Source organism: Nocardia sp. FDAARGOS_372 (assembly GCF_002554515.1).
Classification (GTDB): domain Bacteria; phylum Actinomycetota; class Actinomycetes; order Mycobacteriales; family Mycobacteriaceae; genus Nocardia; species Nocardia farcinica.
This window is the reverse complement of sequence record NZ_PDDW01000001.1, coordinates 5,988,928-6,011,948: the sequence shown is the minus strand read 5'-3', so window position 1 is coordinate 6,011,948 and position 23,021 is coordinate 5,988,928. Positions and strand designations below refer to the sequence as shown.

Genomic DNA, 23,021 nt, shown 5'->3' with positions numbered 1-23,021 from the left:
CGCCGCCGCGGTTCTCGTCGTCGGGTGCCGATCCGAACCGGCTGCGGGCGGGTCCGGTTCAGCTCCGGAACGGCGGCACCGGCAGGTCGTCGCCGAAGATGTCGGGCAGGTCCCGCACGCTGTCCGGGAACCGGGCGGGGCGCTTCTCCAGGAAGGCGGTGACCCCTTCGCGCGCATCGGCACTGGCGCCGCGGTGGTGCAGGCCGCGCGATTCCACGCGGTGGGCGATCATCGGGTGGTCGGCGCCGAGGCCGCGCCAGAGCATCTGCCGCGACAGCGCCACCGAGACCGGCGCCGACTGCTCGGTGACCCGCTTGGCCAGGGCATACGCCTCGTCCAGCAGCTTCTCCGGCGCGTGCAGGGCGGCGAAGAGTCCGGCGCGGTGCGCTTCGTCGGCGTCCACCAGCCGCCCGGAATACACCCAGTCCAGCGCGGTCTGCATGGGCACCAGGCGGGGCAGGAACCAGCTCGAGCAGGATTCGGGGACGATACCGCGGCGGTTGAAGACGAAGCCGATGCGCGCGGTCTCGACGGCGAGGCGGAAATCGGCCGCCAGCGTCATGGTGATGCCGACGCCGACGGCGGGCCCGTTCACCGCGGCGATGATCGGCTTGCGGGACTCGAACATCCGCAGCACCACCTCACCACCGGCGTCCCGGTAGGAGTCGGCGTCCTCGGGCGCGGCGAAGGTCTCCGCGCCCAGGGACAGATCGGCCCCCGCGCAGAACGCGCGCCCGGCGCCGGTGATCACGACGGCGCGCACCGCGTCGTCGTTGTCGCAGGTGTCGAACGCCTCGATCAGCTCACGGCTCATCGCGAGGGTGAACGCGTTGAGTTGCTCGGGACGGTGCAGGGTGATGGTGGCGATGGCGTCGGTGACGTCCAGGCGAATATCGGCCATAGCGGACAGCATGCCATCGGCGACCCGGCGCCGGCATCCCCCGTCTTCCCGCGAAACTCTTGACGCCCAGGGCTCCTCGGCGGCAGACTCCCACCGACCGGACAACGGTGTCCGGTCATCCTCGTGACACAAGGTGGCGAATGTCGGAGATCACGCGCCGGTCCCTGCTGACCGGAGCCGCGGCGGCGGGCGTGCTGCTCGCCGCCGCGCACAGCACAGGGCGGCAACCCGTGGCCGCCCGCGTCAACCAGATCCCCCTGACCAGGGAAGAACACCGCGCCGTCGTGGTCGGCTCCGGGTTCGGCGGCGGCGTGAGCGCGCTGCGGCTGGCCCAGGCCGGCGTGCCCGTGCTGCTGCTCGAGCGCGGCATGCGCTGGCCGACCGGCCCCAACGCCGAGACCTTCCCGCGCGCCTCGGCGCCGGACAAACGGCTGCTGTGGTACCGGTCCAATCCCAACCTGTTCGGCCAACCGCTGGCGTTCGAGCCCTACACCGGTCTGATCGAGGCCGTCGCCGGGGCGAACATGACCGCGCTGTGCGCCGCCGGGCTGGGCGGCGGATCGCTGGTCTACCAAGGGATGTCGCTGCAACCGGCGCGAGCGGTGTTCGAACTGCACTTCCCGGCCGAACTCGACTGGGACGTGCTGGACCGGGTGCATTTCCCGCGGGTCGCGCGGATGCTCGGCCTCGCGGTCGCCCCGGACGAACTGATCGACTCCCCCAACTATCTCGCGGCCCGGGTCTTCGCCGACCACGTCCGCAAGGCCGGCCTACCGCTGGACAAGATCCCCATGCCGATCGACTGGAACTACGCGCTGGCCGAGTTGCGCGGGGAGATGAAGCCCTCCTACACCAACGGCGACGGCGCGATGGGCGTCAACAACGGCGGCAAGAACTCCGTCGACGTCACCTACATCGCCGCCGCCGAGGCCACCGGACTGGTCCGGGTGGAAACCCTGCACCAGGTGACCGACGTCGAGCGCGCCGCCGACGGCCGCTGGACGGTCCACGTCGACCGGCTCGACACCACCGGCGCGGTGCTCGAGCAGAAGATCATCACCACCGGGGCGCTGATCATGGCCGCGGGCAGCCTCAACACCACCAAGCTGCTGGTGCGAGCCGCCGCCACCGGACGCATCCCGGACCTGCCCGACGCGCTCGGCCACGGCTGGGGCACCAACGCCGACCGCATCTACGCGTGGTTCAACCCGGCGGCGAACTTCGGTCGCGCGCAGGGCGGTCCGGTGGTCTACGGCAGCAAGATCTGGGACGACCCACACCGGGCGTGCACGCTCATCCAGGCCTCCATCCCGCCACTGCAGGTGGATCCGATGAGCACCATGATGGTCGGCTACGGCGTCAGCGCCGACCGCGGGCACTTCGCCTACGACCACGCCGCCGAAGAGGCGGTGCTGCACTGGCCCGCGACCGGCGACGCCACCATCCAGAACACCCGCATCGGCCCGCTCGCGCACCGCATCGCCGGACCGGGCACGGTACTGATCGACACCAACGAGCTCTTCCCCTCCACCTGGCACGCCCTGGGCGGCGCCTGCATGGGCACGGTGTGCGACGTGTACGGACGGGTGCACGACCAGCCCGGCCTGTACGTACTCGACGGCGCGCTGATGCCCGGCAACACCGCGGCCTGCAACCCGTCCATGACGATCGCCGCGGTGGCCGAACACGCCCTCGACACCCTCGTCGCCGAGGACGTCGGCACCGTCATCTGACCGGCGAAAGGACCGGCCGCTTGACCCGTCAGGCTGTGCTCAATTCGCCTGAGCGGGGCGGCCTCCGTGGTCACGCTCCGCTACCGCCTCCGGCCGCTGACCGCTCAGGCGGTGACTTCGCTGCGGTCGCCGCTCCAGAGGGTGTGGTACTTGCCGTCGGCGTCGATGCGTTCGTAGGTGTGGGCGCCGAAGTAGTCGCGCTGGGCCTGGGTGAGCGCGGCGGGCAGCCGCGGCGAGCGCAGCGCGTCGTAGTAGGACAGCGAGGAACCGAACGCGGGCACCGGGATACCGAGCAGGGTCGCGGTGGACACCACGCGGCGCCAGCTGTCGATACCCGCCTCGATGGCCTCGCGGAAGTACGGGTCCAGGATCAGGCTCGGCAGCTGCGGATCCTTGTCGTAGGCCTCCTTGATCCGGTTGAGGAACCGGGCGCGGATGATGCAGCCGCCACGCCAGATGGTCGCCAGGTCGCCCGGGCGCAGGTTCCAGCCGTATTCGGCGCTGCCCGCGGCGATCTGATCGAAGCCCTGCGCGTAGGCCACCACCTTGGAGGCGTAGAGCGCGCGGCGGATGTCCTCGGTGAACTGCTCGACATCGGTGGGGCGGTCGGCGAGGGTGCCCGCGGCCAGGCCCGTGGCGGCCTTGCGCTGGGCGCGCGAACCCGACAGCGCCCTGGCGAACACCGCCTCGGCGATGCCGGTGACCGGAACCCCCAGATCCAGCGCCGACTTCACCGTCCAGCGGCCGGTGCCCTTCTGCTCGGCGGCGTCGACGATCACGTCCACCAGCGGGCGGCCGGTCTTGGCGTCGACCTGGTTCAGCACCTCGGCGGTGATCTCCACCAGGTAGCTCTCCAGGTCGCCGCTGTTCCACTGCGTGAACACCACGGCGATCTGCCCGGCGTCGAAGCCGAGCGCGTCGCGGAACAGGTGGTAGGCCTCGCCGATCAGCTGCATGTCGGCGTACTCGATGCCGTTGTGCACCATCTTCACGAAATGACCCGAACCGTCGGGGCCGATGTGGGTGCAGCAGGGGGTGCCGTCGACCTTCGCCGCGATGGATTCCAGCAGCGGGCCGAGCGATTCATAGGACTCGGCCGGGCCGCCCGGCATGATCGCCGGGCCGTTGAGCGCGCCCTCCTCGCCGCCGGAGATGCCGGCGCCGACGAAGTTCAGCCCGCGCTCGCGCAGGGCGGCCTCGCGGCGGATGGTGTCGGTGTAGAGGGCGTTGCCGCCGTCGATGATGATGTCGCCCGGCTCCATCGCCGCGGCCAGTTCCTCGATCACCGCGTCGGTCGCCTCGCCCGCCTTGACCATGATCAGCACCCGCCGCGGCCGCTCGAGCGCCGCCACGAACTCCTCGATGGTCTCGGTGCGGACGAAGTCGCCGTCGCCGCCGTGTTCGGCCAGCAGCGCGTCGGTCTTGGCCACCGAGCGGTTGTGCAGCGCGACGGTGTAGCCGTGCCGGGCGAAATTGCGGGCGATGTTGCTGCCCATGACAGCCAGTCCGGTCACACCGATGTGTGCCCGCGCGGTAGAGGTCGGCATCGATCAGCTCTCTTCGTTCGACGGTCCGGTGGGTGCGATCAGCCCGGATGCCAAGCTACTAAACGGCGCGTCCCGCGCCGCGACACCCCCGCTCAGTCGCAGACCGCGCCGACCGAGGCCGAACCGACCAGCTTGGTGTACTTGGCGAGCACGCCGCGGGTGTAGCGCGGCGGCAGCGGTCGCCAGTCCTGTTTGCGCCGCTCGAGTTCGGCGGGCTCCACCAGCAGGTCCAGGGTGCCCGCGGCCACGTCGAGCCGGATGCGATCGCCGTCGCGGACGAACGCGATCGGACCGCCGTCCACCGCCTCGGGCGCGACGTGCCCGACACACAGTCCGGTGGTGCCACCGGAGAAGCGGCCGTCGGTGAGCAGCAGCACGTCCTTGCCCAGGCCCGCGCCCTTGATGGCGGCGGTGATGGCCAGCATCTCGCGCATGCCGGGTCCACCCTTGGGGCCCTCGTAGCGGATGACCACCACGTCGCCTGCGGTGATGGTGCCGTCCTCGAGGGCGTCCATCGCGGCGCGTTCGCGATCGAAGACCCTGGCCGTGCCGGTGAAGACGTCCTCGTCGAAACCGGCGGATTTCACCACCGCCCCGCCGGGCGCCAGCGAGCCGGACAGGATGGTGATGCCGCCGGTGGGATGGATCGGATCGTTCAGCGCCCGCACCACCTTGCCGTCCGGGTCGGGCGGGGCGATGTGGGCGAGGTTCTCCGCGACGGTGCGGCCGGTGACGGTGAGGCAGTCACCGTGCAGCAGTCCGGCGTCGAGCAGGGTCTTCATCATCACCGGCACGCCGCCGATGCGGTCGACATCGGTCATCACATGCGCGCCGAACGGCTTGACGTCGGCCAGGTGCGGCACCCGCCTGCCCACCCGCGCGAAATCGTCGAGGGTGAGCTCCACCCGTGCCTCGTGCGCGATCGCGAGCAGGTGCAGCACCGCGTTGGTCGAGCCGCCGAAGGCCATCACCACCGCTATGGCGTTCTCGAACGCCTCCTTGGTGAGGATGTCGCGGGTGGTGATGCCGCGGCGCAGCAGCTCGACCACGGCCTGACCGCTGCGGCGGGCGTACCCGTCGCGGCGGCGGTCGGTGGCGGGCGGTGCGGCGCTGCCGGGCAGCGACATGCCCAGCGCCTCGGCCGCGCTGGCCATCGTGTTGGCGGTGTACATGCCGCCGCAGGCGCCCTCGCCGGGACAGATCGCGCGTTCGATGGCGTCGACGTCGGCCCGGCTCATCAGCCCGCGCGCGCACGCTCCGACCGCCTCGAACGCGTCGATGATCGTCACCTCGCGCTCGGTGCCGTCGGAGAGCTTGGCGATGCCGGGCAGGATCGAGCCCGCGTAGAGGAACACGCTGGCCAGGTCGAGGCGGGCCGCGGCCATCAGCATGCCGGGCAGCGACTTGTCGCACCCGGCCAGCAGCACCGAGCCGTCGAGCCGCTCGGCCTGCATCACCGTCTCCACGCTGTCGGCGATCACCTCGCGCGACACCAGCGAGAAGTGCATGCCCTCGTGGCCCATCGAGATGCCGTCGGAGACCGAGATGGTGCCGAACTGCATCGGGAAGCCACCGGCGGCGAACACGCCGTCCTTGCAGCCCTGCGCGAGCCGGTCCAGCGACAGGTTGCACGGGGTGATCTCGTTCCAGGAGGAGGCGACGCCGATCTGCGGCTTCTCCCAGTCGTCGTCGCCCATGCCCACCGCGCGCAGCATGCCGCGGGCGGCGGTGCGTTCCAGCCCGTCGGTGACGTCACGGCTGCGGGGCTTGAGGTCGGGGGTGTTCGTCTGCTCGGCCACGGCCCCATCATGCTCGCTGCGACCGCGCGCCGCCGACGGCCACGCCGAATTCGTCCGCCCAGAGCGTAATCGAGCGCTCGCACCGGGGGCCGGATCGTAGGCTGCGAGCATGACCGAGCATCCGAGACTGCACTCGATCCCGGGCGGGCGCGCGGACCGGCGGCCCGAACCCGACACCGCTGCCGAGCCGCTATGGCGGGAGGTGCTCGGCGAACGCCTGCGCCTGCTGCGCCGCGAACAGGACGAGACGCTGGCCGAGACCGCCGCGCGCGCGGGCATCTCCCCGCAGTACCTCTCCGAGGTCGAGCGCGGGCGCAAGGAGCCCTCCAGCGAGATGATCGCGGCGCTGGCCGGCGCCCTGGGCACCACCCTGGGCGGGCTGACCGAACTGGTCGCCGACGAGCTGCGGATGCGGCGGCGCCGCGCCGCCTTCGCCCGGCGCAGCAGCGCGGGCCCCACCCTCACCCTGCGCGCCGCCTGAGCGGGTCAGCGGCCGGAGGCGGCAGCGCAGCGTCACCCCCGCAGGCCGCCCCGCTCAGGCACATCCAACACAGCCTGAGCGGGTCAGCGGCCGGAGGCGGCAGCGCAGCGTCACCCCCGCAGGCCGCCCCGCTCAACCCCGCGGACTCAGCACCGTGTCGATCAGCCCGTATTCGAGGGCGGCGGTCGCGGTGAAGACGCGGTCGCGGTCGGTGTCCTCGCGCAGCTGCTCCGGGGAGCGGCCGGTGTGCCTGGACAGGATCGCCTCGATCTCGGACCGCATCCGCACCAGCTCGTCGGCCTGCAGGATCAGGTCCGGGATCGGCCCCTGGCCGCGCGCGGCGGGCTGGTGCAGCACGACGCGGGCGTGCGGCAGCATCGCGCGCTGCCCCGGCGCGCCGCCCGCCAGCAGCACCGCCCCGACCGCGATGGCCTGCCCGACGCAGGTGGTGTGCACCGGCGCGCCGATGTGCTGCATGGTGTCGTAGACGGCCAGCATCGACGGCAGGTCGCCGCCCTCGCAGTTGATGTAGAAGTTGATCTCCTGGTCGGGGCTCTCCGATTCCAGGTGCAGCAGCTGCGCGATCAGCGCGTTGGCGACCCCGGAGTCGATCGGCGTGCCCAGGTAGACGATCCGCTCGGCGAGCAGGTGCGAGTAGATGTCGGTGATGCGCTCGCCACCGCGGGGATGCTGGGCGATGACGTTGGGAATGGTGTAGGTGCTCATAGCGTGATCCCCACTCGCGGCCGCTGCGGGACGACCTGGCCGAAGCTGTCGACGATGTGGTCGATGAAGCCGTATTCCTTGGCCTGCGCGGCGGTGAACCAGCGGTCGTGCAGGGAGTCCTCGTAGATCCGGGCGTAGGGCTGGCCGGTGTCGGCGGCGATCAACCCGAGCACCGTCTCGACCGTGTGGCGCAGGTCGTCGGCCTGCACCTCCACGTCGACGGCGGTGCCGCCGATGCCCGCCGATCCCTGGTGCATCAGCACGCGCGCGTGCGGCAGCGCGAACCGTTTGCCCCGGCTGCCCGCCGAGAGCAGGAATTGTCCTGCGCTGCAGGCCAATCCGAGCGCGAGCGTGGACACCTCGCAGGGCACGAGGCGCATCACGTCGCGGATCGCCAGCATCGCGGGCACCGAACCGCCCGGCGAGTGGATCCACAGCGAGATCGGCGCCTCGTCGTTCTCGGCGGCCAGCGTGAGCAACTGGGTGGCGAGCAGGGTGCCGTTGTCGTCGTCGAGCGGTCCGTCGAGCACCAGGATGCGCCTGCTCAGCAGCTGTTCCCGTGCCCGCCAACCGAACAGCGGGGTCTTGTCGTCGTGAGCCATGCCTCCACCCTGCCCCCGCTCGCGGCCCGCGCGGGGGCCACGCTGCCGTGGGCGGATCTGCTCACAGCAGCGCGACGGTGGGGTACGCGCCGTGCTGCGAGGTATGTCCGAAAACTGCTGGCAAGTGCCCCCGGTTCCGGGGGCACCGGGTGCTGCTCTGATAGGTTCTGCGCATCGGTTCCGGCCGGTGCATGCTCGTCGTCCGACGAACACTCAGGGGGTCACGTGCAGTCACCCGTTTCGCGCAGGTCCTTCCTCCGAGGCGCGAGCGTGGGGGCCGCGGTGGGCGCCACGGCGCTGCCCGGCCTCGCGCACGGCGTGCCGCTGCCGCGCCGGCCCGCGCCCCGGCTGCCCGACCCGGCCACCGTGGCGGCCACCGACCCAGCCATGCTGACCGCGCTGGAGGCCGCGAGCCTGTTGCAGGCACGCACCCTGCATCCGGTCGATCTGCTCGACGCCTGCCTGCGCCGCAGCGCCGACTACGACGGCGCCACCAACGCCTGGATCCGCACCTACCCCGAGCTGGCGCACGACCAGGCCGAACAGGCCGCGCAGCGGCTGGCCGCGGGCGACGCGCCGCTGCTGTGCGGACTGCCGATCGCGGTCAAGGATCTCTACGCGGTGGCCGGATTGCCGCTCACCGCGTCCAGCCGGGTCCTCGACGGCAACATCGCCGCCGGTGACGCGACGGTGTGGCGGCGGCTGCGGGAGCACGGCGCGGTACTGCTCGGCCACACCCACACCGACGAGTTCGCCATCATGACCGCCACCCCGCAGGTCGGCAATCCGTGGAAGACCGACGACACCGCGGGCGGCTCCTCCGGTGGCAGCGCGGCGGCGCTGGCGGCGCGGTACGCGCCCCTGGCGCTGGGCACCGACACCGGCGGTTCGGCGCGGTTGCCCGCCTCCCGCTGCGGCGTGAGCGCGATCAAGCCGACCTTCGGCCGGTGCAGCAAGTACGGTGTCATCCCGGTGATGTGGACCAGGGACCATCCCGCGGCGATGGGCCGCACGCTCGCCGACGCGGCGCTGCTGCTGTCGTTCATGGCGGGCGCCGACGCCAACGATCCGGTCACCGGCACCGCGCCGCCGCTGCCCGCGGCCGGGTTCCCGTTCACCGCGCCGGAGGCGGCGAAACCGCTGGGCGGCAGGGTGTTCGGCGTCCCGGTCGCCGCCGACCGGCTGCCCGCGGAGCTGGGCAGGCTGTTCACCGAATTCCTCGGCGTCGTCACCGATCTCGGCGGCGAGCTGCGCGAGGTGCGGATGCCCGCCGAGCCGGAGGGCCTGGCCACCGGCGACGCGGTGGAACTCGGCATGTACCACCGGCAGTGGATCGAGCAGCTCGGGTTGTTCCGGCCGCTCAGCGCGGCCGTGGTCGAGGTCGGGCTGGCCTCACTCGGCATCCCGTCCACGGACTACCTGCAGTACAGCCGGGCCCGTGCCACCTATCAGCGCGCCTACAACCGCCTCTTCGACGAGGACGGGATCGACGCCCTGGTGCTGCCCGGCGCCGCCACCGACGGCATGCCGCGCAGCACCGCCGCCGCGGCCTCCATCCTGGGCGCCGACCATGTCCCGGTCACCTGGGCGAACTACTCCGGCGCACCGGCACTCTCGCTCCCGGCGGGCCGCTCCCGGGTGACCGGCCTGCCGTTCGGCGTCCAACTGGGTGGGCGGCCGTGGGGCGAGGCCGATCTGCTCCCGCTCGGGCTCGCGATCGAGGCGGCCGCCCCGCACTGGCGCGATGTGCCGCCCCTGCGACCGAATCCGCGACCGTTGCCGCAGGTGGGGCTCGGCACGCCCGGCCCGGGCCCCGACCCCACCAACACCGACGCCGCGGCGCCCGCGTTCAGCTTCATCCCCACCACGACCGCCGCGCCGGTCTAGGCAGCTCTCACTCCACCACTTCTCTCACTCCACCACTTCGACGACGTCGCCGGGCCACAGGTATTCGTAGAAGGCCTTGGCGCCCTCGTGCGTCATCCGGACGCAGCCGTGCGACTCCTTCTCGATGGGGCCGACGTGGAAGGCGATGTCGCCGTTGAAGAACGTGGCGTACGGCATCGGAGCGTTGTGCATGGTGCTCCAATGGAATTCGCGCTTGAACGACACCTTGAAGACCCCGGGCGGTGTCTCGTAGCCGGGCATGCCGTGTGAGACCGGGGTCGGCCCGTACGTGACGCGGCCGTTGTCCATCAGCCATGCCTCGTTGGTCGACAACCGCATGCAGGCCCTGGCCTGGGCCGAACACGGCGCGACCGGGGGCGGCGGCTGGATGATCGCCGGGACGCCGGGAATGTCGGGACCGCCGGGCCACAGGGGCTCGGCCTGGGCGATGCCGGTGCCGAAACCGGCGGCGGACGCGAGGCCGAGGACGACCGCGAGGCGTCCCGCCCAGTGCCGCTTACGCAATCTGCTCATCACGCACCTGCCCTCTCTGCCGGGCGGGCTCCGTTGCACCGCCGGCTGCCGGGAACACCTCGAGGTGTCAGACGATCATGACGACAGCCGGATACCCCGGTCAAGAGCGCGGTAACGCTCCCCCCGACGTCAGCGCAGCGGCGGACGCCTGCGGAAGGAGATGTGCCGGTGCCCGAAGAAGCTGGCGACCGCGACCACCGCCATCACCCCGAGCGCGGCCGGGATGCGCGGCAGATGCGCGACCTGCACGGCCAGCTGCAACAGCACCATGTTCATCAGCAGCCCACCGGAATTCACCACCACGAAGGCCACGAAGTCGCGGACCAGCCGCCCGCGCACCCGGAACACCAGCGTGCGGTGCAGGGTGAAGGCGACGACGATGCTCACCGCGTAGGCCAGCGCGGGCGCGACGGCCGGGCTCACCCCGGCACCGAGCACCAGCAGCCACGCCACGGTCAACGCCATGCCGAGGGCGGTGTTGAACGCGCCGACCACCGCGAACGCCAGCTCCTGCCGCCGCACCACCCGCAACAGCGGGCCGGGATCGGCGCCCGCGTCGCGGGTCTCCGCCGTCGCGGTGGCGGACCGCGGCGGTGGCCAGGTGGCGGGGGTGTCCGGCGCGCGGACGGCGTCGGCGGTCATGGTCGCGCGCCGACCAGATCGGCTTCGCGTTCGACGTCCGGCGGGGAGGCGTCGGCGTCGCCCGAGTCGCCGCGGTCGCGGCGGTCGCGCCGGTACAGCCACTGCAGGAGCGCCACGCCGAGCAGGCCGAGCGCGGCCGCGCCCATCCCCAGCGGCCGACCCGGCGGCGACCAGGTCAGCTCCAGCTCGGCATTCTCGGTTCCCGCCGGGATGTCCACCGCGGCGAAGACATTGCCGACCAGGTCGACCGGCACGTCCCGGCCGTCGAGGGTGGCGCGGTAGCCGGGCCAGCCGAGCCGCGCGAACACCACCCGGCCGCCCTCGGCGCTGCTCACCCGCACCCGGCTGGCGGTGTCGGATTCGGCGAGCGAGGTGGCCGTGACGCCGGGGGCGGCGGCGATGCGGCCGTCCCGGGTGGACACCGGGCCGTCGATTCGCTCGAGCACCGCGATGTAGCGCTCGTGGCCCGGGTAATCGACCCACTTCCAGCCCGGCGGCGCGGGCTGGTCGCGCGCGTCCGGATAGAGCGCGCGCTGGAGCACCACACGGTCGATCTTCATCAGATCGACGATCGTACGGCCGGTGCTCGGCTCGGTGGCGAAGGCGCGGCGGTAGGCGTCGGGACAGACGCTGGTGTCCCAGCGCATGCACAACGTCTCCCCGAACCAGAAGTGCCCGTTCGGGGTGTAGCCGCCGACGTAGCTGCGCTCCAGGTTCTTGGCGTAATTGCCGAACACCAGCGATCCGTACGCGCCGTCGAGGCTGCGTTCCTCGGGGCGGATCAGCGCGCGGTCGGCCAGTTGCAGGGTGGTGCCGTCGAAGTCCGGGAAGGCGGCCTTCATCTCCGAACGATGGGTCGGCAGATTCCAGCCGAGCGGCGTCGGCTGCGCGGCCGACACCTGCGCGTAGGCGATCGGGACCACCGAGACGATCACCACCGCGCAGGCCGCGGTGGCCCGCCCGCGACGGGCCAGCGCCACCACTCCCGCGCCGAGGACGGCGAGCACGACGACCCAGACCACGTGCCACACCGTCTCGTCGGGCGCCGCGGCGGCCGAACGGACCAGCAGCACGCCGAGCAGACCGCCCGCCACGAGCAGCCGCTTGCGCGCGTCGGCGACGGTGCCGTAGCGGCCGAGCAGCACGCACACCAGGATCAGCAACCCGAGTGCCAGCATCGGCAACACCCGGGCGGGCCAGCGCAGCGGACCGATCGCCCCCGGGCCCGCGGTCCACATCAGCACCGCCACCGAGAACAGCGCGGGAGCGGTGAGTTCCCGCAGTCCCGCCCGCGCCGCGCGCCAGTCCACGAAGGCCAGCCCCGGGATCAGGAACCAGGCGATGTAGACCACCGGCATCGGCTGCACATACCCCCACCACGAGGTGAAGGCGGGCAGTGTGCTCGGCAGACCGGCATTCAACGACTCCGACCACGGCACGGCCAGCAACTGCTCGTTGTTGATCTGCGCGGTGCCGCGCCAGGTGGCCTTGGCCGACAGCAGGCTCGGCAGGTAGGTCATCAACCCGGCCGCGGCCGCGCACACCGACACCAGCGCCAGGCGCAGCGGACCGCGCCGGTCGCGCTGGTGGATCAGCTCGCCGACGAGCACCGCGCCGATCACCAGCCCCGCCTCCACGGCCGGGAAGATGTACTGCACCGACATCACCAGGTACAGGAACACGAACGTGGGGATCGGCCCGCTGCGGCCACGCGCGTAGCGCACCCCCGAGGCCCAGGCGTGCACCAGCCAGGCGGTGCCGGTCAGCGCCGTCCACCAGCTGGCCTCGTCGAAGAACAACAGCCAGCCGCTGAACGGCATCGCCACGCCCGCGACCGCCGCCCACGGCGCCCGCGCACCGTAGACCAGGCACACCCGGTAGACACCGAGCGCGAGGATCACCGCGAAGATCAACTTCACGACGGTGGCGTAGAGCGCCAGGTTGTCCATCGACGGCGCGAGCAGGTCGATCAGCAACTGCGGCGGGTTGAGCAGACCCGCCTCCTCGATCGTGTAGTTACCCGCCAGCCAGTGCTCGGGCACCATGGTCGGAAACCGGCCCTCGCGCAGGCTGCGCCCGAGCATGACCCACAGTGGGGCGTACTGGGATTCGGTGTCGTCGGTGTAGAAGTGCCGCGGGTTGGCCGCCAGCACCGCGGCGTACCCCGCGACGACGCCGAGCGCGGTGATGATGCCCCATGTGTAGATGCCTCGCGGAGCGAGCGTTCCCCTGTCCGCCACGAGTTCCAGACCCTACAGGCACCCCCGCGCCCCTCCGGTCGCTGACCCGCTCAGGCGGTGTCGACTGTGCCCGAGCGGGGCGCCCTCCGTGGCCACGCTCCGCTACCGCCTCCGGGCGCTGACCCGCTCAGGCGGTGTCGACTGTGCCCGAGCGGGGCGCCCTCCGTGGCCACGCTCCGCTACCACCTCCGGGCGCTGACCCGCTCAGGCGGCTTTCTCCAGGTCCGTGAGGCCGTCCTCGAGATGGCCGAGCAGGCGTTGCAGGTGCGGGACGCTGCGGCGGCAGCCGACGATGCCGAAGTCGAGGTAGGCGTCGCGGCTGCTCACGGTGATGTTGACGGCCTGCCCGTCGAGCACGATCGACAGCGGATAGTTCCCGTCCAGCCGGGCGCCCTGCCAGTACATCGGCACCCGCGGGCCGGGCACGTTGGAGATGACGATGTTGAACGCGGGCCGGGTCGCGGTGACGAAGCCGGGCAGGCCGACGAGTCCGAGCGGCGCGATCATCAACGCCGACACGGCCAGCGCGAGCGGCCGGGGCAGGGCGCTCATCTGTTCCTTGCCGATGCGGGCCGATTCGCTGATCACGGTCAGCCGGGCGGCGGGGTCGGCCAGGTCGGTGGCCAGGTTGCACAGGATGGTGCCCACCCGGTTGCCGCCCTCGTCGGACTCGTCCTCGGTGCGCAACGACACCGGGACCATCGCCACCAGCGGGGTGTCGGGCAGCGCGTCGTTCTCGATCAGGTAGGCGCGCAGTGCCGCGGCGCACATGGCCAGCACCACGTCGTTGAGGGTGACGCCGGTCCGTTCCCGGATCGCGGCGATCCGCTCCAACGGCCAGGACTGGGCCGCGCAGCGCCGTGCGCCGCCGATGCGGACGTTGAGCATGGTCTTCGGTGCGGAGAACGGCAGCAGCACCTCGTGTTCGGCCAGTGCCGTCCTGGCCAGCGCCAGCGTGGCGGGCGGGGTGCGGGCCACGTCCCTGGCCAGCCCGGTCAACCACGAGCGGTCCCCGCCGCGGGCACCGGATTCGCGCGGCGGGAGGTTCCAGGGCACTCGCAGCTCCGGCGAGTCCGGATCCTCGTCGAGGGTGCGTTGCAGCATCCGCAGCGCCGACACGCCGTCCATCAGCGCGTGGTGCAGCTTGGTGTAGACCGCGAAGCGGCCGTCGGCCAGCCCTTCCACCAGATGCGCTTCCCACAGCGGCCGATGCCGGTCCAGCAGGGTGCTGTGCAATTGCGAGGTGAGCTCGAGCAGTTCGCGCACGCGGCCGGGCCGGGGCAGGGCCGAGCGCCGCAGGTGATAGTCCAGATCGACGGTGTCGTCGGTGGTCCACGCGATATTTCCGAATCCGCCGAAAATTCGCGCCGGGTGTTTACGGAAGGTGGGCCGGAATTCGGTTGCCTGGCACACTTTCTCGTACATCGACCGCACGTAGTCCGGATCGCCGTCCGGCGGCGGGCTGTACAACTGCAACGCTCCGACGTGCATGGGATGTTCGCGGGACTCCGCCAGCAGGAACATCGAATCGGTCGGCGACATCCACTGCATGACGTCCTCCACGACGCAGACAACCGGTACGCCCACGGTATCGGGTGCCGCCACGCGCGCGGGCCCGAACCTGGGATGAAATTTGAATAACAAGATCCGGCGGGTCGAAACCGCAGGTGGGAGTATCCGGTAAATTCCCGTCTCTGAGTGTGCTCGTGGTGAATCGCGTTTTTTCGGTCCGGGAGGAACATCGAAAAGGCAGGGCAGGCGTGAACACTTCGCACGACCCGGGACGGCCACGGCGTTCACCTGTGCCGGTGCCGCCGTTCACTCCGATCGCCAGGCCGGTCCTGTTCGAGGCCGTCGACGCCGCGGTGGCGGCGCGGTCCGGACGGGTGCTGTTGGTCAGCGCACCGGCGGGCGCCGGGAAGACGGTCCTGCTCGCCGACTGGGCGACGCACCGTAGTGATCTCGCCGTCCACTGGGTGGGCGCCGCCGACGAGTTCACCGCGGCGGCCGAACCGGCGGCGGCCGTGCGCGCCCGGCTCGCCACCACCACACCGGGAGTGTTGATCCTCGACGACGCGCATCTGCTGGACGATCCGGCGGCGCTGGCCGGTCTGGAGCGGTTCCTGCTCGAGGCCCCGCCGGAACTCACCGTGGTGGTCTGTGCCCGGTTCGATCCGCCGATCCGCTGGCATCTGCTCGAACTACAGGCCCGGTTGACCCGGCTGGGCGCGGCCGAACTGGCCCTCACCCCGGAGGAGATCGGCGGGCTGTGCGCCGAGCACGGCGTCACCCTCGACGAGGGGGGCCGGACGGCGCTGTCCGAGCTGACCGGCGGCTGGGCCGCGCTGGTCCGTATCACGGCCGTGCACCTGGCCGCGCACCGCGACGAACTCGCGGTGCTGGCGACCCGGCTGCCGCACGCGGTGGTGGACTATCTGGGCGCCGAACTCCTGGACGGCCTGTCCCCCACCCTGCGCGAGTTCCTCACCGTCACCGGCGTGCCCGCGACGTTCACCGAGAAGCTGGCCGACGACCTCGTGGGCGGCGGCGCAGGCCACTGCCTCGACGAGCTGGACCGGCTCGGCTTCCCGCTCGTCCGCACGCCCCGCGGCACCGAACTGTGGTTCAGCTATCACCCGATGCTGCGCGCGCACTTCCGCGCCGAGGCCGACCGCCTCGGCCGCGACCGGATCCGCGCGCTGCACCTGCGCGCGGCGCGCTGGTTGCACGCCGCCGGGCACCTGCCCGCCGCGCTGACCCACCTGTGCGCGGCCGGTGACCGGGCGCCACTGCTGGATTTCGTGACCGCCGCAGGCCCGACACTGGTTCTCGACGGCGCGGGCTCGGTGCTGTTCGCCGAACTCACCCGCACGGCCAACGACGTGCTCGACGACCCGTACGTGTGGGCGCTGCGGGTGCTCGACGCGCTCGTGCACGGCGACACCGCCGACGCCGTCGCCTGCCTCGACCTGGCCCTGGCCCGGCGCACCCACCGCACCTCCTTCGCCCCGCGGGCCTGGACGGACGCGCTGCTGCGCGCCCTCGCCGTCGACGTGGCGGCGGCCACCGGACGGCTGCCCGAGCCGCCGGGCCCGGTGGAACCGACCGGCCACGCGGACATCGACTGCTACACCGCGATCCAGGTGGCGACCGCGGCCATCGTGCGCGGGCAACTCGCCGACGGTGAGGAGCTGCTGCACCGCGGGCTCGCCCTGGCCGACCATGCCTGCCACCCGCGCCTGGCAGTGCGGGCGGCGGCCCGGCTGGCGTTCGCGGCGGGCGCCGCGGAATCGACCACCGCGATGCGGCAGCGCGCCGGCCGGGCGCTGGCGCTGGCCCGCGAGCACGACCTGCTCGACTCGCCCGACGCCGCACAGGCGATGACGGTCGCCGCGGCCGCGGCCTACCTGCGCGGGGAGCAGCCCGAGCCCACCCAGCTGGCGGCGGCGCTGGCCATGCACCGCGACCGGGACGGCGCGCACAGTCCGCTCGTCGGCAGGCACGGCCACCTCGTGGGGCAACTGCTGGCCGCCGAGACCGGCACGGCGGTGGACGCCCTGCACCGCGACATGATCGCCCTGCTCGATCACGACGGGATCGCCGCGAGCACGGCGGCGCTGCTCCCGCACGTGGTGTGGGCGCTGCTGCGCAGGCACGAACCGCGGACCGCGCGACTGCTGGTGGACCGGGCCCGCAACCTGCTCGGTGACGTGCCCGACGTCACGCTGGCGCGCGGAGCGTGCGCGCACGCCGAGGAGAAGCCGCGCCAGACCCTGGAGCTGGTCGAGCCGCTGCTGCGTGAGCCCGCGGCGCTGCGGCCGAGCAGCCGGGTCACCGCGCGCCTGCTGTGCGCGATCGCCCGCTACCGCCTCGACCGCCCGCGCGCCGCGGGCGACATGCTCGATCGCGCGGTGCGGGACGCGGCCGACGAGGAATTCGTGCGGCCGTTCCTCGACGTGCCGGGCGCGGTCGCCCTGCTCGACGTCTTCTCGGGCCGGTTCGGCCGTGACGAACCGTTCGTCGCCCGCGTGCGCGCCAACCCCGCGGCCCGCAGGGAGATCGCGCGGCCGGCGTTGACCGACACCGAACTGCTGGTGCTCAAACAGTTGCCGACCGGCCGCACCGTCGGCCAGATCGCCGCGGACCTCGGCGTGTCGATCAATACGGTGAAGACCCACCTCCGCGGCATCTATGGCAAACTCGGCGCGAATTCCCGCGTCGGCGCGCTCGACACGGCCCGGCGCAGCGGCCTGCTCTGATCGAAAGAGGCGCGAATGCACAGGACCCGGCGCAGCCTGGCCGACGGCCGGGAGATCTACTACTACGACGCCGAGCCGGTCCCGCGGACCGCCGCGGACAGCCGCGAGCTGCCCACGACGTCGACCCATTCCCAGGCGCGATTCGATCCGTTGCTGGGCGAATGGGTCGTGATCGCCTCACACCGCCAGACCAGGACCTTCCTGCCGCCCGCCGATCTGTGCCCGCTGTGCCCCTCCACGCCGGACCGGGCCACCGAGATCCCCGAGGCGGACTACCAGGTGGCGGTGTTCGAGAACCGCTTCCCCTCGCTGTCCACCGACCGCATCGAGCTGCCGGAGACGGTCACCGGGGCGCCGCTGTCGGCCCTGCGCAACGGATTCGGCCGCTGCGAGGTGGTCTGTTTCACCAGCGATCACGACGCGTCGTTCGCCGATCTGGATCCGGCCCGGGCGCGCCTGGTGGTCGACGTGTGGGCCGACCGGACCGCGGAGCTGGCCGCGATCGAGGGCATCGAGCAGGTGTTCTGTTTCGAGAACCACGGCGCCGAGATCGGCGTGACGCTGACCCATCCGCACGGCCAGATCTACGCCTACCCGTTCGTCACCCCCCGAGTGGCGAAGATCGCCGGTAACGTCCGGCGTTACCGGGAAGCCCACGCGCGCAATCTCTTCGGCGACATCCTCGACGCCGAGCGGCGCGCGGAGCTGCGTGTCGTGGGCGCCAACGACGAGTGGACGGCGTTCGTGCCGCCGTTCGCACGCTGGCCCTACGAGGTGCAGCTCTACCCGCACCGGCAGGTCGCCGACCTGCCCGACCTCGACGACGCCCAGCGCGACGGCTTCGCCGCCCTCTACCTCGACGTCCTCGGCCGCTTCGCCCGCCGGTTCGACGCGCCGATGCCCTATGTCGCCGCCTGGAACCAGGCGCCGACCGCGGATGCCTCTGTGCCGCGCGAGGATTGGTGGCTGCACCTGCAACTGTTCTCGATCCGGCGGGCACCGGGCAAGCTGAAGTATCTGGCCGGGTCGGAGTCGGGCATGCACGTGTTCGTCAACGACACCACCCCCGAGACCGTCGCCGCCGAACTCCGCGACGTCTGACCGCGCCGGCTACGCCGCGACGCCCGCCGACCCGGTCTCGGCCAGCGGCCGCACCGCCACGGCCTCCGCGCGGCCCGCCGAACGGACGAATCGCACCGGCTGGCCCTCGACCAGGGTCCGGTAGCCGCTCATCTCGATACTGGAGAAGTCGACGAAGACGGGGCCGCGCGGCCCCTCGGCCGGTTCGATGAATCCGAACCCCTTCGGCGCGTCGAACCACGCGACCGTGCCGTGGTACCAGGTCGACGCCTCCGGCGGCGCGGGCATCGCACAGGTCATGGCTTCCCTCCTGATCGTGTCCCGCCGCGGCGTCGGCGGCGAGTCCAGGCGGATTTCCCGCTTCCGCGCCGCCGAAACACCGCGCGCAGCCGAGGAGCCTGCCGCCCGCAGACACGGTAGCGTCGATGGACGAGAACCGCAGAAGGGAGTACCGGGTGACCGACGAATCGCAGCGGGCGGAGGAACTCGCCGAAGTGGCTCTGCGCCAGGGCATCACGATCGCCGTCGCCGAATCGCTCACCTCCGGCAAACTGTCGGCCGCGCTCGGCGCGGCGGGTGATTCCGCCGAGTGGTTCCGCGGCGGCATCGTCTCCTACAGCGCCCAGGTCAAACACCGGCTGCTCGACGTGCCCGATGTGCCGGTGGTCTCCGCGACGGCCGCCGCCGCGATGGCCGCGGGTGCCCGGCGCCTGCTCGAGGCGGACGTGGCGGTGGCGGTGACCGGTGTCGGTGGGCCCGACCCGCAGGACGGCGAGCCCGCCGGGTCGGTGTGGTTCGGGGTCGTCTCCGGCGACGGCGAGCTCACCCGGCACCACGTGTTCGACGGCGAACCCGTCGAGGTGCTCGAGCAGACGGTCGACCGGGCGGTCGAACTCCTGCTCGAGGTCGTGCGCGGGGACGCCGCGCAGTAGCCCGGGCGGGCGGGCCGCCCCGCCCAGGCGCATCCGCCCGCCGGTCAGTCGTGCGCGTGCAGGCGCGCCACCACCTCGGGGCGGCGCAGGGGTGGCACGGTCTTGGGCGGGACCTTGCGCTCGGGTAGGCGTTCCAGCAGGCGGGTGGTCGCCGCCGCGATCTCGGCCACGGCCTCGTCGACCGCGGGCCGGGTGGCCGCGGAGATGCTGGACAGCCCGCCGACCTTGCGCACGTACTGCAACGCCGCGGCCTGGATCTCCTCGGGCGTCGCGGCGGGCTCCAGCCCGCGCAGAGCGGTGATGTTTCGGCACATACCCCGAGGCTAGCGCGCCCCGCGCGACGAACTGGTCGGTCGACGAATTCGGCTGCGGCACAAGCGCGCAAACTCCGCCGATGCGCCCGCACGGGGGTATACGATGCGGCGGGGCGGGCCGACGCGCGCCGCCGTGGCGTCTCGATCGATGGAGGACCCGGTGTCGGAAGTGTTCAGCCCCGCGCAGACGCAGCCGGGCGGCAACGGTGAACGCCTGCTCTCGGAACTGGTGGAGCACCTGCGGCAGAACCGCACCGCCCTGCGCGAGGAGTGGGCGCGGCGCATCACCGACGCCCAGCTGCTCACCGCCATGACCCCGGAGGAGATCTTCTCCGAGGCCACCTCCATCTACGACAACTACGTCGAGGTGCTCGAGACCGGCAGCGTCGAGGCACTCCAGGCCTACGCCCGCGACCTGTCCGAACGCATCATCCCCCGGGGCGTGGAGACCGACGAGGTGCTCGGCATCGTGCTGCTGCTGCGCGACGTGCTCGCGCGCTCGCTGTTCGAGAAGTACCAGTCCAACTTCGAACTGCTCAACCACGCGCTCGACGCCTACGAACCCGCCGCCAACCGGATCGCGAGCACCGTGGCGATCTCCTTCGTCGAGGAGCGGGAACGGATCATCCGCCAGCAGCAGGAGGCCATCCGCGAGCTGTCCACGCCGGTGCTGCAGGTGCGCGAGCAGTTGCTGATCCTGCCGATCATCGGCGTGCTCGACAGCCAGCGCGCCCGCCAGCTCACCGAGCAACTGTTGCGCGCCATCCGAGCGAACCGTGCCAAGGTGGTGGTCATCGACATCACCGGCGTGCCCGACATCGACTCCACCGTGGCCAACCATCTCGTCCAGACCGTCGACGCGTCGGGCCTGATGGGCGCGAACGTGATCATCACCGGCCTGTCCTCGGAGATCGCGCTGACGCTGGTGACGATCGGGCTGGACCTGTCGAAGATGAACGCCGTCGGCGACCTGCAGGGCGGCATCGAGGAGGCCGAGCGGCTGCTCGGCTACGCGGTGACCCGCACGGGCGAGCACGGCGGGCGCGCCGAGCCCGCCCACTGACCGGTCAGGATTCCGACCGCAGGCTCTCGTTGTCGGCGCGTAGCCGCTGGTTGTCCTCGTGCAACGCGGCGTTGTCGTCCTCGAGTGCCAGGATGCGGCGCACGCCCGCCAGGTTCACCCCGGAGGCCACCAGCGAGGTGATGCGCCGTAACCGCGCCAGATCGTCGCCGCTGTATCGACGGGTGCCGCCATCGCTGCGCGCGGGAGTGAGCAGCCCGTGACGCTCGTACAGGCGCAGGGTCTGCACGCCGATGCCCGCCAGTCCGGCGGCGACGGAGATGCCGTACACGGCCTCGTCGGGGGCGGGCAGATGTGACGCCCGGCCCTGATCGTCGTCCATGGATCCCTCTTCCGTGTTCCCTTCTGCGCTCAGATTACATATTGGTGGGGGTTGAACTCTATTGGTGGCACTGCTATAAGAAATCTATATCTACGGGCATAGGTTATCTGACATCGCGAGAGGGAGGTGCCCGTGTCGGCAACCGAGAGCTCGACCACCCCGACAGCACGGCCGGCCATCGAGGGCGAGAGTCCGGTCGTCTGGCCCGATCCCAGCCCGCTCACCGGATGGTGGGAGCGCGTCATGCGGGGTGGCCCCGTCGACCGCACCCCGGCCCGCCGCGACGCCGCGTGAGGAATCCGCGCCCGAGCGGTGCCGAGGAAGGCGATCAGCGTTCGGCTGGTCGCCTTCGTCGTGTCCGGGTGTGGGTGATTGCGTCCGCACCGAGGCAGCCGCTATTGTCGGCCATCGATACCAACTAGTCTCTTTTTGTTCATCGACTGGTCGATCTTCGGTATCGGCACCTCGGGCAGGTGGATCGCGGCGCAGGGTGGGCATTCGCCGGATCTGGCGGGGTGGCAGGAGCAGTTCCGGGCACGAGCCGCATCGTTCGACGAACAGGATTCGCATGAACGAGGACACCAGGACACCGGGCGGTACCGCGGTGGCGCAGCTGGCGCAGCGCTATCGCGCGCTCGTCGAGCACTCCCCCGACGCGATCTGCGTGCACGACGGAGACGCCATCGCCTATCTCAATCCCGCCGGTGTCCGGCTGTTCGCGGCCGATGCCGCCGAGCAGGTCCTCGGACGGCCGCTGTCCCAGTTCCTCATCCCCGAGGGCGCACCGCCGCGCACCGAACCCGTCCGGCCGGCCCAGCGCACCCTCGCCACGTTGGTCCGCGTCGACGGGGTGCGGGTACCGGTGCAGGCCGCGACCGTGCTCACGGTGTGGCAGGGCCGCCGCGCCTACCAGGTCGTGCTGCACGACCTCAGCGCCCAGCGCGCCGCCGAGGCCGCCCGGCAGCGCATGGAACGACATTTCGCGGCGGTGGTCGCCCAGCTCGAGGAGGGCGTCGTCGTCATCGGCAGGCACGGCCGCATCGAGTCGATCAATCCGGCCGCGCTGCGGCTGTTCGGTTGCGAGGGAGCCGAACTCGTCGGCGCGAGCTATCAGGCGCTGTCGCTGTGCATGGTGGACGCCGACGGCGCGCCGCTGGCCGCGACCGCGCATCCGGTGGCGCGCACCATGCGCACCGGCGAAGCGGTCACCGGCTTCGTCTTCGGCATCGACGGCCACCACCGGGGCAGGCGCTGGCTGGCGGGCAACTGCCGGCTGCTCGATCCCGCGGACCGGCACTCGGCCGTGGTGGCCTCCTTCACCGACATCACCGAGAGCCGGGCCAGGCACCGCAGGCTGCGATACCAGGCCACCCACGACGACCTCACCGGACTGGAGAACAGATCGACGATCCTGGCGCGCCTCGAGCGCGCACTCGCCGATCCGTCCGCCGAACAGGTGGCGGCCGTGCTGTTCGTCGACCTCGACCGGTTCAAATCGGTCAACGACCGGCTCGGGCACCTGGCCGGCGACGAGGTGCTACGGGTCACCGCGCGCCGGTTGCGCCGCGCGGTACGCGACCGCGACCCGATCGGCAGGCTCGGCGGCGACGAGTTCCTGATCCTGCTGCGCGGCGCCGACGTGGATCTGGGCGCGGTACTCGACCGCCTGCACGCGGTGATCGCCGAGCCGATCCGCCTGCCCGGCCACCGCATCGACCTCGCCGCCTCGGTGGGGGCGACGCGGCTCCGGCCCGGCGATCGCCGGACGGTCACCGAGGTGCTGCACGATGCCGACACCGCGATGTATCGGGCCAAGGCCGCCGAGAGCGCCTGATCATTCCGGACCATCGAGGACGCGCGATTGTCCACGATGTCACCGGCCGGAGACCGGGTGCCCGCGCACCGGCCAGCGTACGATCGGCAACCGCGTCAGCTATCCCT

At 71.9% G+C, this 23,021-nt stretch carries 21 protein-coding genes; 9 read left to right on the top strand and 12 right to left on the bottom strand.

Annotated features, from left to right (window positions below; all coding sequences use genetic code 11):
- Positions 1-58: 58 nt before the first annotated feature.
- Entirely contained in the window at positions 59-901 is an 843-nt protein-coding gene (locus tag CRM89_RS27930; RefSeq protein WP_167547513.1) for a crotonase/enoyl-CoA hydratase family protein, read from the bottom strand.
- A 140-nt stretch (positions 902-1,041) separates the two neighbouring features.
- On the opposite strand from CRM89_RS27930, the gene CRM89_RS27925 reads away from it, so the two are divergent.
- Positions 1,042-2,634, top strand: a complete 1,593-nt coding sequence (locus CRM89_RS27925) for a GMC oxidoreductase (protein ID WP_082668667.1) — start codon at positions 1,042-1,044, stop codon at positions 2,632-2,634.
- A gap of 104 nt (positions 2,635-2,738) precedes the next feature.
- Here the strand turns inward: CRM89_RS27925 and gndA are convergent, their stop codons facing one another.
- Both gndA and ilvD read right to left on the bottom strand, forming a co-directional pair.
- Complete coding sequence (gene gndA / locus CRM89_RS27920; protein WP_172964588.1) at positions 2,739-4,181, bottom strand: NADP-dependent phosphogluconate dehydrogenase; 1,443 nt, start codon at positions 4,179-4,181, stop codon at positions 2,739-2,741.
- A 92-nt stretch (positions 4,182-4,273) separates the two neighbouring features.
- Complete coding sequence (gene ilvD / locus CRM89_RS27915; protein WP_060592935.1) at positions 4,274-5,980, bottom strand: dihydroxy-acid dehydratase; 1,707 nt, start codon at positions 5,978-5,980, stop codon at positions 4,274-4,276.
- 109 nt (positions 5,981-6,089) lie between these two features.
- Here ilvD and CRM89_RS27910 point away from each other — a divergent pair, with 109 nt between their 5' ends.
- Positions 6,090-6,461, top strand: coding sequence for a helix-turn-helix domain-containing protein (locus CRM89_RS27910; protein ID WP_011207703.1), 372 nt, complete (start codon positions 6,090-6,092; stop codon positions 6,459-6,461).
- A gap of 132 nt (positions 6,462-6,593) precedes the next feature.
- Here CRM89_RS27910 and CRM89_RS27905 read toward each other — a convergent pair whose 3' ends face one another.
- Positions 6,594-7,187 (bottom strand): ClpP family protease, encoded by a 594-nt coding sequence (locus CRM89_RS27905; protein WP_011207702.1) that lies wholly within the window; start codon positions 7,185-7,187, stop codon positions 6,594-6,596.
- Positions 7,184-7,789 (bottom strand): ClpP family protease, encoded by a 606-nt coding sequence (locus tag CRM89_RS27900; RefSeq protein ID WP_060592936.1) that lies wholly within the window; start codon positions 7,787-7,789, stop codon positions 7,184-7,186. The genes CRM89_RS27905 and CRM89_RS27900 overlap by 4 nt, the downstream gene beginning before the upstream one ends.
- Before the next feature lie 225 nt (positions 7,790-8,014).
- On the opposite strand from CRM89_RS27900, the gene CRM89_RS27895 reads away from it, so the two are divergent.
- Positions 8,015-9,676: an amidase gene (locus CRM89_RS27895; RefSeq protein ID WP_060592937.1), complete on the top strand. Its 1,662-nt coding sequence runs from the start codon at positions 8,015-8,017 to the stop codon at positions 9,674-9,676.
- A 24-nt stretch (positions 9,677-9,700) separates the two neighbouring features.
- Here the strand turns inward: CRM89_RS27895 and CRM89_RS27890 are convergent, their stop codons facing one another.
- The 4 genes from CRM89_RS27890 to CRM89_RS27875 form a co-directional block, all read right to left on the bottom strand.
- A complete protein-coding gene (locus tag CRM89_RS27890) occupies positions 9,701-10,210 on the bottom strand; it encodes a L,D-transpeptidase (protein WP_050767961.1) in 510 nt (169 codons plus the stop codon).
- A 129-nt stretch (positions 10,211-10,339) separates the two neighbouring features.
- A complete protein-coding gene (locus CRM89_RS27885; RefSeq protein WP_098086668.1) occupies positions 10,340-10,852 on the bottom strand; it encodes a GtrA family protein in 513 nt (170 codons plus the stop codon).
- Positions 10,849-13,092 (bottom strand): hypothetical protein, encoded by a 2,244-nt coding sequence (locus tag CRM89_RS27880; RefSeq protein ID WP_098086667.1) that lies wholly within the window; start codon positions 13,090-13,092, stop codon positions 10,849-10,851. The genes CRM89_RS27885 and CRM89_RS27880 overlap by 4 nt, the downstream gene beginning before the upstream one ends.
- 204 nt (positions 13,093-13,296) lie before the next feature.
- A complete protein-coding gene (locus tag CRM89_RS27875; RefSeq protein ID WP_098087151.1) occupies positions 13,297-14,643 on the bottom strand; it encodes a wax ester/triacylglycerol synthase family O-acyltransferase in 1,347 nt (448 codons plus the stop codon).
- 257 nt (positions 14,644-14,900) lie between these two features.
- On the opposite strand from CRM89_RS27875, the gene CRM89_RS27870 reads away from it, so the two are divergent.
- Both CRM89_RS27870 and galT read left to right on the top strand, forming a co-directional pair.
- A complete protein-coding gene (locus tag CRM89_RS27870; protein ID WP_127516337.1) occupies positions 14,901-17,351 on the top strand; it encodes a LuxR C-terminal-related transcriptional regulator in 2,451 nt (816 codons plus the stop codon).
- 36 nt (positions 17,352-17,387) lie between these two features.
- Complete coding sequence (gene galT, locus CRM89_RS27865) at positions 17,388-18,452, top strand: galactose-1-phosphate uridylyltransferase (RefSeq protein WP_172964645.1); 1,065 nt, start codon at positions 17,388-17,390, stop codon at positions 18,450-18,452.
- Between the two features lie 9 nt (positions 18,453-18,461).
- Here galT and CRM89_RS27860 read toward each other — a convergent pair whose 3' ends face one another.
- Positions 18,462-18,731, bottom strand: coding sequence for a cold shock domain-containing protein (locus CRM89_RS27860; protein ID WP_011207693.1), 270 nt, complete (start codon positions 18,729-18,731; stop codon positions 18,462-18,464).
- A 125-nt stretch (positions 18,732-18,856) separates the two neighbouring features.
- Here CRM89_RS27860 and CRM89_RS27855 point away from each other — a divergent pair, with 125 nt between their 5' ends.
- Positions 18,857-19,363 (top strand): CinA family protein, encoded by a 507-nt coding sequence (locus CRM89_RS27855; RefSeq protein WP_082668670.1) that lies wholly within the window; start codon positions 18,857-18,859, stop codon positions 19,361-19,363.
- 44 nt (positions 19,364-19,407) lie between these two features.
- Here CRM89_RS27855 and CRM89_RS27850 read toward each other — a convergent pair whose 3' ends face one another.
- Positions 19,408-19,677: a DUF2277 domain-containing protein gene (locus CRM89_RS27850; RefSeq protein WP_011207691.1), complete on the bottom strand. Its 270-nt coding sequence runs from the start codon at positions 19,675-19,677 to the stop codon at positions 19,408-19,410.
- A gap of 148 nt (positions 19,678-19,825) precedes the next feature.
- Between CRM89_RS27850 and CRM89_RS27845 the strand changes: the two genes are divergently transcribed.
- Positions 19,826-20,740: an STAS domain-containing protein gene (locus tag CRM89_RS27845; protein WP_371392033.1), complete on the top strand. Its 915-nt coding sequence runs from the start codon at positions 19,826-19,828 to the stop codon at positions 20,738-20,740.
- 4 nt (positions 20,741-20,744) lie between these two features.
- Here CRM89_RS27845 and CRM89_RS27840 read toward each other — a convergent pair whose 3' ends face one another.
- Positions 20,745-21,080, bottom strand: a complete 336-nt coding sequence (locus CRM89_RS27840) for a helix-turn-helix transcriptional regulator (RefSeq protein ID WP_011207689.1) — start codon at positions 21,078-21,080, stop codon at positions 20,745-20,747.
- A gap of 132 nt (positions 21,081-21,212) precedes the next feature.
- On the opposite strand from CRM89_RS27840, the gene CRM89_RS31205 reads away from it, so the two are divergent.
- Together CRM89_RS31205 and CRM89_RS27835 are read left to right on the top strand one after the other, a co-directional pair.
- Positions 21,213-21,374 (top strand): hypothetical protein, encoded by a 162-nt coding sequence (locus tag CRM89_RS31205; RefSeq protein WP_157838347.1) that lies wholly within the window; start codon positions 21,213-21,215, stop codon positions 21,372-21,374.
- Positions 21,375-21,648: 274 nt separating this feature from the next.
- Complete coding sequence (locus CRM89_RS27835) at positions 21,649-22,914, top strand: diguanylate cyclase domain-containing protein (protein ID WP_060592942.1); 1,266 nt, start codon at positions 21,649-21,651, stop codon at positions 22,912-22,914.
- Positions 22,915-23,021 lie beyond the last annotated feature (107 nt).

Coding starts and splice junctions, on each gene's coding strand:
- CRM89_RS27930 (WP_167547513.1), bottom strand. CDS start 901: ATGGCCGATATTCGCCTGGACGTCACCGACGCCATCGCCACCATCACC.
- CRM89_RS27925 (WP_082668667.1), top strand. CDS start 1,042: ATGTCGGAGATCACGCGCCGGTCCCTGCTGACCGGAGCCGCGGCGGCG.
- gndA (WP_172964588.1), bottom strand. CDS start 4,181: ATGCCGACCTCTACCGCGCGGGCACACATCGGTGTGACCGGACTGGCT.
- CRM89_RS27910 (WP_011207703.1), top strand. CDS start 6,090: ATGACCGAGCATCCGAGACTGCACTCGATCCCGGGCGGGCGCGCGGAC.
- CRM89_RS27905 (WP_011207702.1), bottom strand. CDS start 7,187: ATGAGCACCTACACCATTCCCAACGTCATCGCCCAGCATCCCCGCGGT.
- CRM89_RS27900 (WP_060592936.1), bottom strand. CDS start 7,789: ATGGCTCACGACGACAAGACCCCGCTGTTCGGTTGGCGGGCACGGGAA.
- CRM89_RS27890 (WP_050767961.1), bottom strand. CDS start 10,210: ATGAGCAGATTGCGTAAGCGGCACTGGGCGGGACGCCTCGCGGTCGTC.
- CRM89_RS27885 (WP_098086668.1), bottom strand. CDS start 10,852: ATGACCGCCGACGCCGTCCGCGCGCCGGACACCCCCGCCACCTGGCCA.
- CRM89_RS27875 (WP_098087151.1), bottom strand. CDS start 14,643: ATGCAGTGGATGTCGCCGACCGATTCGATGTTCCTGCTGGCGGAGTCC.
- CRM89_RS27860 (WP_011207693.1), bottom strand. CDS start 18,731: ATGACCTGTGCGATGCCCGCGCCGCCGGAGGCGTCGACCTGGTACCAC.
- CRM89_RS27855 (WP_082668670.1), top strand. CDS start 18,857: ATGGACGAGAACCGCAGAAGGGAGTACCGGGTGACCGACGAATCGCAG.
- CRM89_RS27850 (WP_011207691.1), bottom strand. CDS start 19,677: ATGTGCCGAAACATCACCGCTCTGCGCGGGCTGGAGCCCGCCGCGACG.
- CRM89_RS27845 (WP_371392033.1), top strand. CDS start 19,826: ATGGAGGACCCGGTGTCGGAAGTGTTCAGCCCCGCGCAGACGCAGCCG.
- CRM89_RS27840 (WP_011207689.1), bottom strand. CDS start 21,080: ATGGACGACGATCAGGGCCGGGCGTCACATCTGCCCGCCCCCGACGAG.
- CRM89_RS27835 (WP_060592942.1), top strand. CDS start 21,649: ATGAACGAGGACACCAGGACACCGGGCGGTACCGCGGTGGCGCAGCTG.